Here is a 16329-nt window from a genome sequence, read left to right on the forward strand (position 1 = left end):
TTTAGTTTTTAAAGAAGTCCTATCAGAAGTGTAGCGGCTGTAGCAGCTGTAGCAAAAGGAATAATCGTAGAAATACGTTTATCAAAGTCTTTACTTTTCTTAGAAGGTACAATCACAAAGTCTCCGGGATGAAGTTGGGTATTCTGATAACTGAAGTCTCCGGGAGTGGTCATATCTATATTGGTAACTCTTACATTTTCACCTTCCTGACGGAGAATCTTTACCGATTTCAGATTGGCATAAGATTCAAATCCGCCTGATTTAGATATAATTTCCATCAGGGTATTCTGATCTTTATCTACATGTATTACAGCAGGGCTTTTAACCTCTCCAAGGACTGTAATTTCTTTATTCACAACCTTTATATCAACAATAGGAGTTACCAGCCATCTTTTTAGTTTATCCTTTATTTCCTCTTTCAGCTCAGGGATTGTTTTTCCTACAACATAAGTGGTTCCTAATCTTGGCAATTCTATATTTCCGTTTTTATCTACCAGAAGCCATTTTCCATATACTTCATTGGAATTGTAAATGCCATATACAGAGCCTACACTCAGGTCGTCCTGCCCCCAGACAGAAAGCGTAATTTTATCATCTTTTCTGATCTGATACTGATATGTATCCTGATACTTAAAGTCTGCTTTATTTTCAGTAGGTCTCTTTTCTTCAAAAAGGTTTTGTGTCTTGCATGCAGAAAGCAATAAGAGCAGGAAAAGTAAAATAACCGGATGGATGCTGATTCTGGTTTTCATAACTAATTTTTTAAAAAAACATAGAAAAGAGACGGAAGATGCCATTGTTCCTGTTGCCTTTATCAATTTCTTCCTGTATCTTTAGAATTCTGCTGATTGCACTCTGCATTTTCTGACATACAGTGTTATCTTTGACCAGATAATCAAAAGCTCCGTATTTCAGAGCGTCTACTGCAATATTGATTTCCTTTTGTCCGGAAACCATAATGACATAAATATTAGGATTATACCTTTTAATTTTTTTAAGAGTTTCAAAACCATTCATGTCATCCATACTATGATCCAGAAAGATGATATCAGGTTTAAGATCAAGACTATTCAGACATTCGTCTCCTGTACCGAAGTAGAGAATGTCAGTATAATTAAGGTTTTTGAGATACTGCTCATACGCATTTGCACAGAACAGATCATCGTCTACAATAAAGAATTTTAATTGATTAGGATTCATTGTGTATAATTTTTAAATATAAAATCATATACAATGCCTCGATTTAATTATTTGAATATCAGTTGTTTGTATTTTTACTATTTCCATTTTATGGAAAATAAGCTGATTTTTGGAAAAAAATAATAAGAATGAAATCAACAAAAAAGCCTCATGTTTTTATTACATGAGGCTTGTATTGCTTTTGGGAATAGTTAATTATTCATTTGCTTTTAAAAGCTTTATAACTTCAGAAAGAGTTTTTTCTATTGTATCAGAAAGTTGTTGTATTTCTAAAAGTAATTCAGAGGTTAAATCTTCCTCTTTTGCTTTTGTTTCGAGTGTTCTGATATCTTCAACAATGGAATGAATGCCCATAGCTTCTACACCAGGTCTTATTTTATGCATCAATTTAGCCATTTCATGATAATTTCCCGATTGAAAGCAGGTATGCATCTGTGTAATGGCATTTTCGGTCTGGCTAATGAATATGGAAATCATTTTTTTTACAAATTCCTCATCACCTCTGCTTAAGGTACGAATGCCGCCAAGATCATAAAGATGAGAATCTGAAGTTTCCGTAGTTTTATTTTTATAGCCCGAGGCTTTTGAAAGCTTAGTATACTTATAAAGCACTTCCAGAAGTATTTCTTCCGAAAACGGTTTGGTAACATAGTCATTCATGCCTGCTGATTTACATTTTTCAATTTCTGTTTTAAATGCATTGGCTGTAAGGGCAATAATGGGGGTGGTTAAAAGGTATTTTTTTCTAAGGATTTGAGTGGTTTCTATTCCGTCAAGCTCCGGCATCTGAATATCCATCAGAATAATATCAAACTTTTCTTTCTTTAAGATCTGTATTGCCTGGTTACCATTTTCAGCTTCCGTTACATTACATTTAAAATTCTGGAGTGTATTTTGGGCTACTACCCTGTTCATCTCATTATCTTCTACGAGCAGAACTTTAATCCCGGCAACAGAAGTGGCAGGGTAATTTTCTTTTTTATCAGTAGTGTGCTCAAGAAACCCTTTATAGAGAGATAAAGTAATTTGTATGATGGTACCTTTATTTTTTTCACTTTCAATATTTATTTTTCCATGCATTAGCTTTACCAATTCCTGGGTAATAGCCATTCCAAGGCCGGTTCCACCAAATCTTCTTGCAATACTTTCATCTTCCTGATAGAATTTTTTGAAAATTTTGTCGGCAAAGCCTTTGCTCATTCCAATTCCGGTGTCAGAAACAGTCAAGCTAATTTTCTGCGTGGATGGGTGATCTTCCAATACCCTACATTCTACTTTGATTTCACCTTTCTGGGTAAACTTTAACGAGTTTCCGACCAGGTTGAAAAGGATTTGTTCTATTCTTAGCGGATCTCCTTTGAAAGCAGAAGCCATATCCGGTGAATATTGTGAATAGAGTTTTAATTTTTTTTGTTTTGCTTTAGGACTGAGTATATTAATAATATTGTTAACAGAGTCTTTTAAAGAAAAATCTTTCACCTCGAGGGACATTTCGCCTGATTCAATTTTAGAAATATCTAGGATGTTATTAATAATTGATAAAAGATGTCGGGAAGCCTGGGTACTGTTTTCTACCAGGACAGCCTGAGATGAAGATAACTTTTGCCTTTCCAGTTCACGTAAAAATCCGATAATGGCATTAAGTGGTGTTCTGATTTCATGGCTCATCGTAGCAAGAAATACTTCCTTGGCTTTTGAGGCTTCCTGAGCTTTATCTTTTTGCTTTTGAAGGTCTTCTTCCAGTCTTTTCTGATCTGTGATGTCCAGGTGTATTCCTATAGAACCTATAAGATTGCCTTTATCATCATAATTAGGAGCTCCGCTTATTGCCCACCATCTCAGTTCTCCCGCTTTATTTTTTACGGGTACCTGATATACACTGGAAACTCCGCTTCTTCGCAGCTGGATTTGTTTTTTTACCAATTCTACATCCTTTTCATGATGTATAAAAAGATCTGCAGGGTTTCTGCCCAGAATTTCCTCTATTTCATAACCGGAGACATTACAGAAGCTCTGATTAGCATATTGTATAACCTCATTCATATCTACCTCAAGAAGTCCCAGGTTCATATTGGCAATCATATTCCGGTATTTCTGCTCCTGAAGCTTCATAGTATGTTCAACTCTTTTTCTTTCTGAAATATCCTGAATAAAAGAACAATAGAACTCTTGTTCCTCCTGTTGAAATGAAATGATGGATATTTCCATAGGAAATTCTTCGCCGGATTTTCTGATAGCCGGAAGCTCAATCTGTCTGTTAAGAACCGAGTTCTTTTTGTCTGCTACATAGTTTTTATAGTTCTCTATATGTTTTTGCGGAATAATGGTCTCAAAAATATTTCTGCCTATGACTTCATTTTTCTGCCAGCCAAATATGGTTTCTGCGCTTTTATTCCAGAATATAATTTCACCAACAGAGTTTATGGTGATAATGGCATTAATAGCAGAATCCATAATCAGTCGGCTTCTTTGTTCACTCTGCTGTAAAAGGTTCTGGTTAGTTATTTTTTCTGTAACATCTCCAAATTTCCAGATATGGCCATCCTGTTTATTTCTAGTCTCAAAATTAAAATGATCAATTTCTAAAAACCTTCCGTCCCATGTTTCAGCAAGTCTTCCCATGACCTTTTGATCTTGGCTTTCTGCAATTATTTTTTCTAAAAGATCATCTTCTTTGAAGTGGTCATTTATTTTTATTTCAGACAGTTTTTTGCCTATAATTTCTGAAGGAGTTCGGTTGATTTTAAATATTTTACAGAAAAGATCATTGGTGAAAAGAATATGTCCTTGGGGATCCTCCATCAATATTCCATATTGAAGATTAGAAATAAAGGTTTTGAGAAGCTCCAGAGTCTGGGTAAGGTTGCTTTTAATTGTAAACCTTTCCTGAGCATTCACCAGAACTTTTGAAAAAAGAGTAAGTAGTTCTGTTTCGGTATCACTGAAATGATGAAGTTTTCTTACCCAGTCAAAGCCAATAAATCCTGTACATGCTTCTTTTGACATCATGGGTATTACCATAAGACTTTTGATATCCTGTGAAGAAAGAAGCTCTTTAAGGTTTCCGTCATTTAAATTCTTTACATTGGGTATTGTAATGCTTTTTCCTTCCCTATTGGCTTCTACCCATTCTGGAATTGCTTCAAGAGGTACATTCTGCAGATCATCCATCTGAGGTATAGTTCCGGAAGAACAGTATTCATAGGTATTAGAGCATGTTCCTGCTTCAAAATTATAACTGAATATATAGGCTCTGTCAGCTTTTACAAAGTCTGCCATTTCTTTGAGCGACCTGTTCATGGCAGTATCTATCATTTCGAAAGAAATATTGATATAGTCTGATGAAATCTCCATCAATAGCTTTTTCAGTTTATTCTGCTCAGTCAGCGTTGCCATTATTTCTTTTTTTGCCTGGATCTGGCGGGAAATATAATCAATAAGCTGGGAGCTATTACGTAAAGAAATGGCTTTAATATCTTTATCTAAATGTTCTGTTTCCTTATAAATATATTCAATAGACTCCTGCGGGATATCTTTTTCAGTTGCTGTATTATCCTTATCGAAAGATTGATAAGATAGATTAACAGCCTGAATAAACCGAGTAAGATCCGGATCTGAAAGATGATCTTGTGTAAGATACATTTTTATTTGACTTTCAAGTAATTGATGAAATTCCATGATGTCTTTTGGGGATTGGTTATACTGTTAGAAAATCATGATCTTGAGTGCAAAGATTATTTGTTCTGTAAAAGATTATAAATGGTTGATTTGCCAATATCTAAAACCTGTGCAGTTTTCATAACATCATTATTGTTTTTCTTAAGGTGGTAAAGAATAATCTCTGTAGTAAATTGCTTAAGCGTTTTTTCTGCAGAAATGAAAAGGTCTTCTTTATTTCCTATGGGATTAAAATGAATGTCCTGGGGTTGTATTTCATTGTCATCTGCCATTACACAAGCCAGATCAATAACAGATTTAAGCTCACGGACATTTCCAGGAAACGGATATTTTGTAAGCTTGTTCATTGCTTCGCTACTAAGTGCAAAGGGATTCATTCCGTTTTCTTTAGCAAATAATTTGATGAAATGTCTGGCCAGAATAATAATATCCTGATCTCTGTCACGGAGAGGAGGTAATTCTATAGGTAAACCTACAATTCTATAGTAAAGATCCTCACGAAAGTTTCCTTTTTTTACTTCTTCTGCTAGGTTTTTATGAGTCGCAATAATAAGTCGGGCATCGAATTTTATTTTCTGTGTTCCTCCTATTCTTGTCACTTCTCTTTCCTGTAAAGCTCTTAGTAATTTGCTTTGGAGGTTAATGTCCAATTCTGCAATTTCATCGAGGAAAATAGTCCCTCCATCTGCCTGTTCAAATTTTCCGGAACTTTTGGATAAAGCTCCTGTAAAAGCTCCTTTTTCATGTCCAAAAAATTCACTCTCAATAAGTTCTTTCGGAATGGCGGCCATATTGATGGCAACAAAGGGTTTATTTTTACGGTCAGAATTATAATGAATGGTTTTGGCCACTACTTCTTTTCCGGTGCCGGTTTCACCTGTAATAGATACATTAATATTGGTTTTTACAGCTTTACTGATCTTTTTGAAAACCTCCTTTATGGCATCACTTTGACCTATAATGTTTTTTTCAAAAGAATATTTTTTTTCAAGTTCTTCTTTCAGCTCCTCTACTTCTTTTTTTAAAGAAATAGTTTCTTTCACCTTGAGAATGCTGTTCCATAACATTTCTTTGGTGTGTTCATTTTTCACAATATAATCATGAGCACCTGATTTCAGAAAATTGATTGCCGTCTCTATATCGTCCTGGCCGCTAATAATAATGATTGGGACAGAGGGCTGTGCTTCCTTGAGCTTTTTAAACAGAACATCTCCTTTCAGATCAGGCAGGCCAAAATCAATACAGATAATATCCGGATTGAGATATAAGCTTGACAAACAATCCTTGGCTGTATCAAATGCAATGATTTCATGATCAGGATTAAGGGAGAGATGATATTTTAACATTTCACTAAAAAACATATCATCTTCCACAATGAATATTTTTGTGTAATTTGGTTTCATAAGTAATTATTAAAACAAATTTATCAAATAATATGTCATTTTTTAGTTATAAACAGTCTTTTATTAAAAAAATACATTTTTTATTCCTAACAATGACCTAGATCATTGCTATTGATTTGGTTTTTAGAGTATTGCTTTTATTTTTTTAATTCTCTGTATAGAGATTTTTGTGAAAATTGTCAATAATTCTGAAAAAGGTTTAATGCAATCCGAGTTTTATTGTATTAACAGAAAGGTTTATATTAAGAGTATGTAAAATCCTAGAAGTTTATATTGCCAGCTGGAAAAGCCCCATCGTAGCATTATGATAATGATCCGGACGGCCTTCTGTATCAGTCATTTTCTTGTCTCCCAGATAAGTAAAACCACATTTTACATAATAATCCGTTAACCTTTGATTTCCAGCGGTAGTATCCATTCTTACATATAACTTATTATGCTGAGGAGCATATTCTTTGGCCCACTCTACAATCTGTTCAACAAACTTTTGTCCGCGGAAGTTAGGATTGGTAGCAATTCTGTGTATATAAATGGCAGGATCTTCATTCTTTTCTGCCCAAACCTGGTGGTCGTCAAAAGTGATACTCCAGACACAGGCTACCTGCTCATCCACTGTAATTTTAAAATGACGGCTTTCATTGATTTCGGTTTCAATCATGTTGCGATCAAATTCTGGCCATTGTATACCAGACACGGTTTTCTTAAAATCGGAAGCCATTTTGTATAAGCTAAGGACCGCCTCCATATCCTGTAAAGAAGTATTCACTATCATTATTCCTGTTATGGGACGAAGTTACGAAAAATGCATGGCAATCTTTCCTTATTGTTATTCAGAATGGGTATAAATACCGTTGGATTGCTCAGGTAACGTTGGGAAACGTAAATAAAAATACTATTTTTATCGGCTAAAAAGAAAAGACCAAGTATGCCGACTGATGCTTCTCATAAGCTGATTCCGATGACTACCTTCGTGCTTGAATATTATGCCCACGAAGGATATGCCGATCTTCAAACCCTGAGTTTGATGAATAATTATGCTAATTTTTTAAAACGATCCCTTACTTTGGGAATGTTTGTTCCTGTAGACCCTAATGGAAATGTACTAAAGGAACCGAAAAATTATGTTTCATGGAAATCATTGGAGCATAATGACAGTGATGACGAAAGAACAGATATGGCAGGTTTTGAAGAATATGGCGAATATCAGAAAGCTGAACGTAATTGTATGTTTGAAGGTTTCAGAGTAGATTATAACGGCTATTCAAAAGTAAGAATTGTGGCTTCTTATGATACTTCCATAGAATTGTCATTCAATAAAAACGACCTGATTCCTACAGGTTTCAATGATGTGGAATCTTTGACTGTTTTTGACGATATTTTTTTAACTTCAAGCGCGTTGAAGCTGATCGGGATAAAGGATAGAAAATAACCTATCTATTCCTTAAAACATCAATATATAAATCCGGTTATTCTTATCCAGGTTTTTGTTTTTCATCATTTTTTTACATAAAAAACTATGTGCCCTTTGTGGTTTTGAAAGATTTTTATTTTACCGCATGGATACATAGATGAATGTTTTAGTTTATAAAACCTTTGCGGCAAATTCAAAATATATAAGATCTTTTTTTTAAACGCAACGATTATTCTTATTGTAGCTGAATTTTAAGTGAGCAAATAGATAAGCGATTTTCAATCGATTGGATGAGGCGGATGTATTATTGTACCCATTTATTCAATGGAAATTGATACAAAAAAACCTTTATCAATACTGGATAAAGGTTCTGTATTTAAATAATTTTATCTTACGCATTCTCCGGAACGGCATTGATATCCTGAAGGACACATTCCATTTATGCAAGGTCCTGCAACATCCGGATAACATTTTTCATCTGCTCTGCAATGGGTATTGGGTGGGCACAATCCAATAAGATTTCCAATACAGATACCTACAGGAAGAGGTAAATTAATCTCAATGCCAATCTCCCCGGCAATGTTTTTTAATGCTTTTCTGTTTAATTTTTTCATGGTCTTCGTTTTAAAAAGTTATTGTTTTCATTTGGATCATACGGGTTATTCAATGTATGAACAGATCAAAGGTAACTATCCTTTTATGAAGACCATACAGTAGTTTTACTTAATCTTACAGAAAAGTGTTAAAGGTTTTGAAGCTTTCACCTATGATATATTAAGAATAAAATCAATAAGCATAAAGCAAATAACACGGATAAAAACCCTGTTATCGGGGATATATTTTACTTATAGTATTTAATACTTTTGTTTTATAATATAGGAATTAGACAAAATTCAATAGGCTAAAGTCTTACTGCTGTTATAAGTTTTATACTTGAGATTCCGTTGTAAATGTATTTGATTAGACGTTAATGGTACAGAAAATCCGATTGATTTTAAAAATATTGAACCAAAATAAAATACAATGAAAAAACTTTTAGTAACCTTTATCATTTTGCAAACAATATGTTCTTGTGGCAAACCTGCAACTTATTCTGCAAAAGCTGAATGCGGACTGAAAGGCGAAGTAAAACAAATGACATCCTATTTCTGCGATGTAAAGGATGATAAAATTCCGAAAGATTCAAGCGGCTATATGGTAAAATATACCAAGACTTTTGATAATGCTGGCAATGCTCTGGAGACTAATAAAATAATTAGGATGGACGTGAGCGGCAGTATCCAGTCGTGCACGTATAGAGGCCTGTTTTCAGGGAAAGGGAAAAGTATCTCTTATAAAGATATTTTAACTTGTGACAATAATCCCGCAGACGAAAGCAGCTATAAATACGTTTGGGCGGATAATTACCATTGTACTATTACACCGCAGAACAACAGCGGTTACACCACTAGCATTACGCTGGATAAAAATTATCTATTGATAAAAAGTGTTTTGAAAAATAAAGATAAATTGCAGGTAACCGAGGAGCTGGAATACACTTCCAAAAACGATAAAATACAAAAAATTAAAAGCAAGATTACTGAAAACAGAGATGGAGAAATCTTGACGAGATACCTGATACAGGTTTCAAAAAATTATGATGAACACAGTAATCCTACAATTGTTTATATATATGACAATGTTGATGAGCGAGCCATTAAGCAGGTTGTTTATAATAGGTATCTTTATTACTAAAAAACATTGTACATTTTAAATAATATTTACTTTTAAGTTATTAATATTTTATTGAAGTAAACATTGTTTATAAATTACAAATGTTTAAAGTTGTCATTTTAGCTAATGATCTGGTTTTAAAGCCTTCAAAACTCTTTACATAATTGCGTCTAATCATAAATTGATCAAAAAGTTATGAGAAAAGTGTCTCAATTCTTTTACGTTGTTTTTTGAAAAGATAAAACTGTGGTTTATAATCTTTTTGATTTATTCTCTTAGGGGTTCAATTCAATGTGTACGTAATTGAACAAATCAATTTGAATTTCAGAAGATAAATATCTCTACGTTTGCGTCGATTATAGACACTTCGATCTATTTTTTCCTATATCAAGTGTTTTTCCGGCTTTAATAACTTCCCTCTTCCAGCTTCAGGCTTCCTTACTTTAGAAAAGATTTGACAATAGTTACCAGGCTCATCAGAATAACAACTATACCAACCACCACAAACATCTTCTTTGTAGGAAGTTTGGAGGTAAGCATAGCGGAAAACGGAGCGGTAAAAACTCCACCTAACAGAAGTCCCAAAACAATATTCCAGTGATGAATTCCAATGGTAAAAATAAAAGTGATGGCACTGGTTACTGTCAACAAAAACTTGGCCACTGTGGAGCTTCCCACAACATAACGGGGAATTCTGCCTTCTTTAATTAACGTTCCAGTAACTAATGGACCCCAACCGCCTCCAGCAAAGGAGTCTATAAATCCTCCCACAAGTCCCAGTACTCTCAGATTGGTTCTTTTTTTGGTTTTGATACGGCTTTTGTTTTTGTCTTTAAAAGCATTTCTGAGAATATTTACTCCTAAATACAAAGTATAACAGGCAATGATGGGCTTTACAATATGTGCATAATGCTCTCCGTAATGAGACAGGGTTAATGCTCCAATGATAGACCCTACGATCGCCAGCGGAAATAATACCCAAACCATTTTTTTATTGACATTTCCCAACTTGTAATGGCTAAATCCTCCGGCAGCTGTTGTAAAAGACTCTGCCGAATGAATACTTGCGCTTACAACAGGCGGCGGAACGTTCAGCAGCAGCAATATAGTGGTACAGATAACGCCATATCCCATTCCCATTGATCCGGCAACAATTTCAGCCATGAAACCGGCAAACAGCATCCAGTAAAAAATATGGCCATCTTTACTGAGGAAACCCTGAATATCACCAGCCAGATCAAACTGATATACCACAACACCAAAAATTCCCAAAATAAGCAGAACTCCTATGATGGCAAGATAAATATTGGCTTTTCTCTGGGCAATTTTAGTAATACTGATGAGTTTTTCTATCTCCAAATCTTGTTTTGCAGGAGTTATTTTTCCATCAGACAGATATTGAGTTGTAATCTTGTTAAGTTCCGTTACTTTATGATTGAAGTCTCCTTTTAACTGGTTGCGTATACTCTGCATATTATCCAGCACAAGGTCCATTTCATCCGGAATGGTTTCTGTAAAGGTTTCTCTGAGTCTCTTGGCAATGGTTGGTGATTTTCCATTCGTAGAAATGGCGATTTTAAGACTTCCTTTTTTCACAATGGAACCTAAGTAAAAATCACAGAGTTCGGGCTTGTCTGCAATATTGACCAATACATTCTTCTGATGAGCGTTTTCACGAATCTGTGCAGCTAATTCAATATCATTTACAGCGATAATGGCCACATCGGTATCATTAAAATCATCATCATGATAGGCTCTTTCGTATAATCTTATATTTGAATACTGACTCTGTAAGGCTCTAACTTCAGAACTAATTTCCTTGGCTACAAGTCTTATAGAGGTTTCAGGAGAATTACCCAATACTGATTCCAGTTTTTCAAGGGCAATTTTTCCACCTCCGATGATGAGTAACGATAAAGTTTCAAGTTTTAAAAATACGGGATATAAAGAATTGCTCATCTTGATTACAGTTTTAAATCATACGTAAAAGCGAGATAATATAAACCTCCAATTTCAGGCCCTGCTGCATATTGGAAGTAACGTCTGTTCAGGAGATTAGTTGCTCCAATTTTTACATTGGCGTGAATTTCAGGAATCTTCCAGCTAGCCTGGGCATCTATGGTGTAATAAGCAGGAATTTTTCCTGAAGCTAATGGACTTTCCCAATCAAAAGCATTCTGCCATCTGGCTACTACTGTAAATCCAATATTCTTAATAATTTCCCTGTTTCCTACGCTTACATTCACCATCCATTTTGGGGTATTGAATGCCGTAATAAACAGATCTGAAGTGTTGTTGGAAGCCAGATCGTTATAAGATACATTGGCGTTTACATTATAGTTTTTAACAACATTATATCGGATTCCAAAGGAAGTTCCATAGCTTTTGTAAGTACTGTTGCTATTGGTATACACTCTGTATCTGTCCTGTTTGCTTCTGTCAAGCATGGCAAGAACGGCTGTATTGCTTCCTATCTGGCTGTTTTTAGGAACGGCTACTTCCACTTGCCCCAGGAAGCCTTCATAAATATTGTAGTAAAAATCCCAGTCCAGGGCCAGTTTATTATTAAAGAACACAGATTTATAGCCTATTTCAAAGGAATTGATCTTTTCCGGCTGTAATTTCTGCAGATTGGCAACGGCTAAAAGCTGTTTATTGTCCTGTGCAGCCTGGTTCTGACTTTTTCCACTGTCTACATCAGCATTTACTGCTGATGTAAACCTATCGATTGATGCTAAAGTGTAGGAGTTTTCCAGATAGCCTAATCCATCATTTACTTTTGTCAGTCCACCTACTCTTCTTACATTTCCGTTATTGACAAAGGAAAGGGCTTCAAACAAAGATGGAAAACGATATCCGTTTTGAAAAGAGGCTCTGAAATTGTGCTGTTTCACAGGAGAATAGACAATGCTGATTCTCGGATTCAGCTTGGCTTCAAATTCAGGGTTTCTGTCGATGCGGAGTGCTGCATTAATTTTTAGTTTTTCATCAAAGAAAAGCTTAGTAACCTGGGCAAAAGCTCCATATTTTTGATAGATAACATCTTTCCCGAAAGTACCATCAGATAAAGGAATATTTCTTTCAGTAACCGGTCTGTTGAAATCTACGAAGTTGTTTCCATCAGGTGTTATGCTGTATAAGCGATAATCAATACCGGCTAAAAGGTTAAAAATCTTTACAAATCTGCTGAAGTCATAAGTAAGCTCTCCCTGGTAAAATCTGGATTTCTGTTCCAGTTTTGCTCCTCCTGTTGCGGGAGCTCCGGCGATTCCTGCATTGGCAGAATCCCAATTATTGATTCCGATAATGGTATTTTTTAACTGTTCAAAGGCTGCTGTTCCAGGTACTGCTCTATTTTTATCAGCTTCACGACGGGCAAGAGTAAGAGCATCATTTAGATTGGTGCCCGCATTGAGAGTATTTTGTAATGTAGTCTGGAAAATGTTTTTCCAATTATTGTTGGAAAGATTGGTTAGGTCCAGGTTATCTGCCAGAGGTTTCAGATTATAGGAATCTCCTGTATTTTCTATAGAGACATATGCTCTGAACGTCAATTCTTTGCCGGTAAGTTCTACTTTATGGTTTTGAACGGTAGCATTTTGTAAACGGATTTTATTTCCTCTTTGAAAAGTTCCGTCAAGCAATCCGTAACGGTACACGTAAGAAGCTTTCCACTGATCTCCGAAACGGTAGTATAATCCGGCATCAAATTTTATATTTTTTACTTCTGGGCTTACGAGATCTTTTTCCAGATATCCTGTTCTGGATACATTGAAGGTTGTAGGTTTTCCGTTATAATCTACTTTTACCGCTACCCTGTTGTTTCTTTCATCGCCGTATTTGTTCCAAAGGTCTTCTGCTGGGTTATTGGCTAAAGAAAAATTAGGATTGGCAGTGATTAATGAATTAGGATTCTGATCAGTCTGATTATTTGAAATCCAGTCTGTTCCTGTAAAATAGGAAGCGTTCACTTTAACTGCGAAATTTTTATTGAATACCTTGGCAAATCTGATGGCACTTTCACCCAAAGAACTTATTTTGTGATTGTAATTATCTACATGATTCACGCCGCCACGGAAGTAAACGCTTATTCCTTCAGAAGTAAAGGGATCTTTGGTCTGGAGACTTGCCAGTCCATTGATGGCATTCATTCCATACAATGCGGAAGCGGCTCCTGGAGTAACTTCCATAGATTGAATATCCAATTCTGTAGGGCCAATGGCATTTCCCAGTGGAACTCCTAAGGTGGCAGATTGTACATCTACTCCATCTACCAACTGCATAAATCTGAAATTGTTAGGCGAGTTAAATCCTCTGGAGTTAGGTATTTTCAGTGTAAGACTGGAAGTTAGGAGCTGTAGTCCTTTTACATTTTCCAGCGTTTCATAAAAAGATGCAGCCGGACTTTCCCTGATCGTTTTAATATCAATCTTTTCAATAGCGATTGGAGATTTCAGTATTTTTTCCGGAATACGGGATGCAGAAATCACCACATCATCAATAATGGTATTCTGAGGATTAAGTCCGATGGTAAGTTTATTGGAAAGAGAAAGAATCTCTACCGTTTGGCTGGAGAATCCGTCTTTATTGATAATCAACCGGAAAGGGATTGTGACTCTTGTTCTTATTTTGAAATTTCCAAGTTGATCTGTTGATGCGGTGTCCTGTGTGTTTTCCACCTGAACCTTTACAGCATCAAGTCCTTTCTGGGTTCCTGTATTTCTGATAATTCCGCTTAATTCTATAAGCTGCTGTGCTTCTGCCAGATTGCAGAATAAAAATGTGAATAGTATAACTCCTGTTTTAGGCAGGAAATAGCCCTGTCTTTTGTTTTTCATTGTTCTTCTATTTTAGGTGAGTAAGAATGGAGCTGTTTGAAACTAATATGTTTTTTGGAAACTTTTATTTCTTAACCACAAAAGGCACAAAAGTTATTATTTAGTACACTTAAGAAAGTTTAAAATGCTGTGGTATAAAAGTTCACATAAGATGAAAATCTATGATTTTCATAGTGCTAAAGTGTACTTCATCCCCGCAAAGCTTGTTACTTCAAAAGACTTAAGTTTTTAGAGCTTTTGTGACTTTTGTGGTTTAAATAGAATTCAAACAGCTTGTATATGTTGTCCGTATTTAAAATCAACAGCACATACACATTCGTTCACCTGGAAGAAATGGTTGATGTTTTTTTAGTTTTTTAGGGTTATAAAAAAGGCTAGTCATATTTTCAATTTAAGGTTTGTAAGTAACGGTATGAAAAATCACCAAAGGTTTCTTCTGACTGTTTTTCCTGGACATAGATTCCGAAAAGTTCATCCAGAGTAGTCAGAATTTCTTCTTCACCAATGTTTTCTCTGTATTTTGTATTTAATCTCATTCCCAAGCGGTCTCCTCCAATGTGAAGATTATACTTTCCATAAGCTGTTCCTACAAACCCGATTTCAGCGTTGGGAGATCTTCCGCATCCGTTAGGGCATCCGGTCATTCTGATGGTAATATCATCTTCTCTAAGACCATGTTTTTCAAGAATAGGTTCTATTTTGGTTACTAACGAAGGTAAATATCGCTGTGCTTCTGCTAAAGCCAGTGAACAGGTATTCAAGGCAACGCAGGCAACGGAGTTTTTGCGCAGGGCACTTGCTTTTTCAGTAGCCTCTGAAATTCCATATTCTTGTAAAAGACTTTCTATAGCTGTTTTATCTTTTTCATCGATATCCGCAACAATCAGGTTCTGGTTACAGGTAAACCTGAAATTTACGGGTGCTGTCTGAGCAATCTTTAACAATCCGGATTTTAAAGGATAGCCTTCAATATCAAGTACTCTTCCATGTTCTACAAACACGGTGTAAAACCATTTCCCTTCATGATTTTGAGTCCAGCCATAACGGTCTTTTCTCTGTTCAAATTTAAATTCTCTGGCAGGTTCAAACCTGAATCCGGTTCTTTTTTCTACTTCGGTTCTGTACTGATCGATGCCAAGTTTATCAATGGTATATTTTAATCTTGAAAGCTTTCTGTCACTTCTATTCCCGAAATCACGCTGTACAGTAATAATTTCATAGACTGCTTGCAAAGCTTTTTCTTCAGAATCTACAAATCCAAGCACAGAAGCTAATCTTGCATAAGTGGCTTCATTACCATGGGTAGCTCCTAATCCGCCTCCCGCAGCAATATTATATCCTACAATCTGATTATTTTCAATGATGGCGATCAAAGCAATATCATTAATGAATACATCTACATCATTATTGGGTGGAACGGCAATTCCGATCTTTAGCTTTCTGGGAAGATATCTGTCCTGATATAAAGGATCTTCTTCTGTTTTTCGGTCTACAAGCAATTCATCATCAATCCATACATCATAATAGGATTTGGTTTTTGGGAGACACATTTCACTTATTTTACCTGCCAGCTCATAAGTCTGTTGGTGTAGTGGAGATTCTGAAGGGTTTGCCGTACAGGTCACATTTCTGTTTACATCACCACAAGCTGCAATAGAATCCAAATGATTCAGGTTGAAACTTTGAATGGTAGGTCTTAGATGGGATTTTAAAATGCCATGCAATTGAAGCGTCTGTCGGGTTGTTATTTTGATGGTTCCCGTAGAATGGTCATTCGCAATATCATTCACTCCAATCCATTGGTCAGATGTTAAAAATCCCCCCGGAAGCCTTAGTCTTATCATGTAGGAATACAGCCATTCTAATTTTTTAGCTACACGCTCTTCCCTTCTGTCCCTGTCATCCTGCTGGTACATTCCATGGAATTTGATTAAGGTCTGATCGTCTTCTCTTATGGCTCCGGTAAAATCATCCGCGAGGCTTTCCTTTAATGTTCCTCTGAGTCCGTTGCTTTGGGTTTTAATTCTTTCAACTGGGGAAAGATTATCTTTGTGGCTCATAATTGTTTTCTTTTAAGGGTGTGGGT

The 16329-nt window shown here is 35.6% G+C and carries 11 protein-coding genes and 1 pseudogene; 2 read left to right on the forward strand and 10 right to left on the reverse strand.

Annotated features, from left to right (window positions below):
* Window positions 1-8: 8 nt before the first annotated feature.
* The 5 genes from AC3HD6_RS10190 to AC3HD6_RS10210 all read right to left on the reverse strand — a co-directional run bounded on the left by AC3HD6_RS10190 (window position 9) and on the right by AC3HD6_RS10210 (window position 7053).
* Window positions 9-752 carry a polysaccharide biosynthesis/export family protein gene (locus AC3HD6_RS10190; protein WP_488896236.1) on the reverse strand — a complete coding sequence of 248 codons (744 nt, stop codon included), beginning with the start codon at window positions 750-752 and terminating at the stop codon, window positions 9-11.
* A gap of 10 nt (window positions 753-762) precedes the next feature.
* A complete protein-coding gene (locus AC3HD6_RS10195) occupies window positions 763-1200 on the reverse strand; it encodes a response regulator (RefSeq protein ID WP_488896237.1) in 438 nt (145 codons plus the stop codon).
* 195 nt (window positions 1201-1395) lie between these two features.
* A complete protein-coding gene (locus tag AC3HD6_RS10200; RefSeq protein ID WP_488896238.1) occupies window positions 1396-4878 on the reverse strand; it encodes a PAS domain S-box protein in 3483 nt (1160 codons plus the stop codon).
* 56 nt (window positions 4879-4934) lie between these two features.
* Window positions 4935-6281 (reverse strand): sigma-54-dependent transcriptional regulator, encoded by a 1347-nt coding sequence (locus AC3HD6_RS10205; protein WP_488896239.1) that lies wholly within the window; start codon window positions 6279-6281, stop codon window positions 4935-4937.
* A gap of 268 nt (window positions 6282-6549) precedes the next feature.
* A complete protein-coding gene (locus AC3HD6_RS10210) occupies window positions 6550-7053 on the reverse strand; it encodes a GNAT family N-acetyltransferase (RefSeq protein ID WP_488896240.1) in 504 nt (167 codons plus the stop codon).
* A 153-nt stretch (window positions 7054-7206) separates the two neighbouring features.
* On the opposite strand from AC3HD6_RS10210, the gene AC3HD6_RS10215 reads away from it, so the two are divergent.
* A complete protein-coding gene (locus AC3HD6_RS10215; protein ID WP_488896241.1) occupies window positions 7207-7710 on the forward strand; it encodes a hypothetical protein in 504 nt (167 codons plus the stop codon).
* 368 nt (window positions 7711-8078) lie between these two features.
* On the opposite strand, the gene AC3HD6_RS10220 is transcribed toward AC3HD6_RS10215, so the two are convergent.
* A complete protein-coding gene (locus tag AC3HD6_RS10220) occupies window positions 8079-8306 on the reverse strand; it encodes a hypothetical protein (protein ID WP_488896242.1) in 228 nt (75 codons plus the stop codon).
* A gap of 409 nt (window positions 8307-8715) precedes the next feature.
* Here AC3HD6_RS10220 and AC3HD6_RS10225 point away from each other — a divergent pair, with 409 nt between their 5' ends.
* Window positions 8716-9426, forward strand: coding sequence for a hypothetical protein (locus tag AC3HD6_RS10225; RefSeq protein WP_488896243.1), 711 nt, complete (start codon window positions 8716-8718; stop codon window positions 9424-9426).
* Between the two features lie 15 nt (window positions 9427-9441).
* On the opposite strand, the pseudogene AC3HD6_RS10230 reads toward AC3HD6_RS10225, so the two are convergent.
* The 4 genes and pseudogenes from AC3HD6_RS10230 to cysI all read right to left on the reverse strand — a co-directional run.
* Window positions 9442-9743, reverse strand: a pseudogene (locus AC3HD6_RS10230) (transposase); the annotation flags it as partial.
* Between the two features lie 100 nt (window positions 9744-9843).
* The gene (locus AC3HD6_RS10235; protein WP_488896244.1) at window positions 9844-11364 is read right to left on the reverse strand and encodes a TSUP family transporter; all 1521 of its coding nucleotides are present in this window, start codon (window positions 11362-11364) and stop codon (window positions 9844-9846) included.
* Window positions 11365-11369: 5 nt separating this feature from the next.
* Window positions 11370-14243 (reverse strand): TonB-dependent receptor, encoded by a 2874-nt coding sequence (locus tag AC3HD6_RS10240; protein ID WP_488896245.1) that lies wholly within the window; start codon window positions 14241-14243, stop codon window positions 11370-11372.
* A 386-nt stretch (window positions 14244-14629) separates the two neighbouring features.
* On the reverse strand, window positions 14630-16303 hold the full coding sequence (gene cysI, locus AC3HD6_RS10245; protein ID WP_488896246.1) for an assimilatory sulfite reductase (NADPH) hemoprotein subunit: 1674 nt from the start codon (window positions 16301-16303) through the stop codon (window positions 14630-14632).
* Window positions 16304-16329: the final 26 nt, after the last annotated feature.

The sequence above is a fragment of the Chryseobacterium sp. II3a genome, from assembly GCF_057815135.1.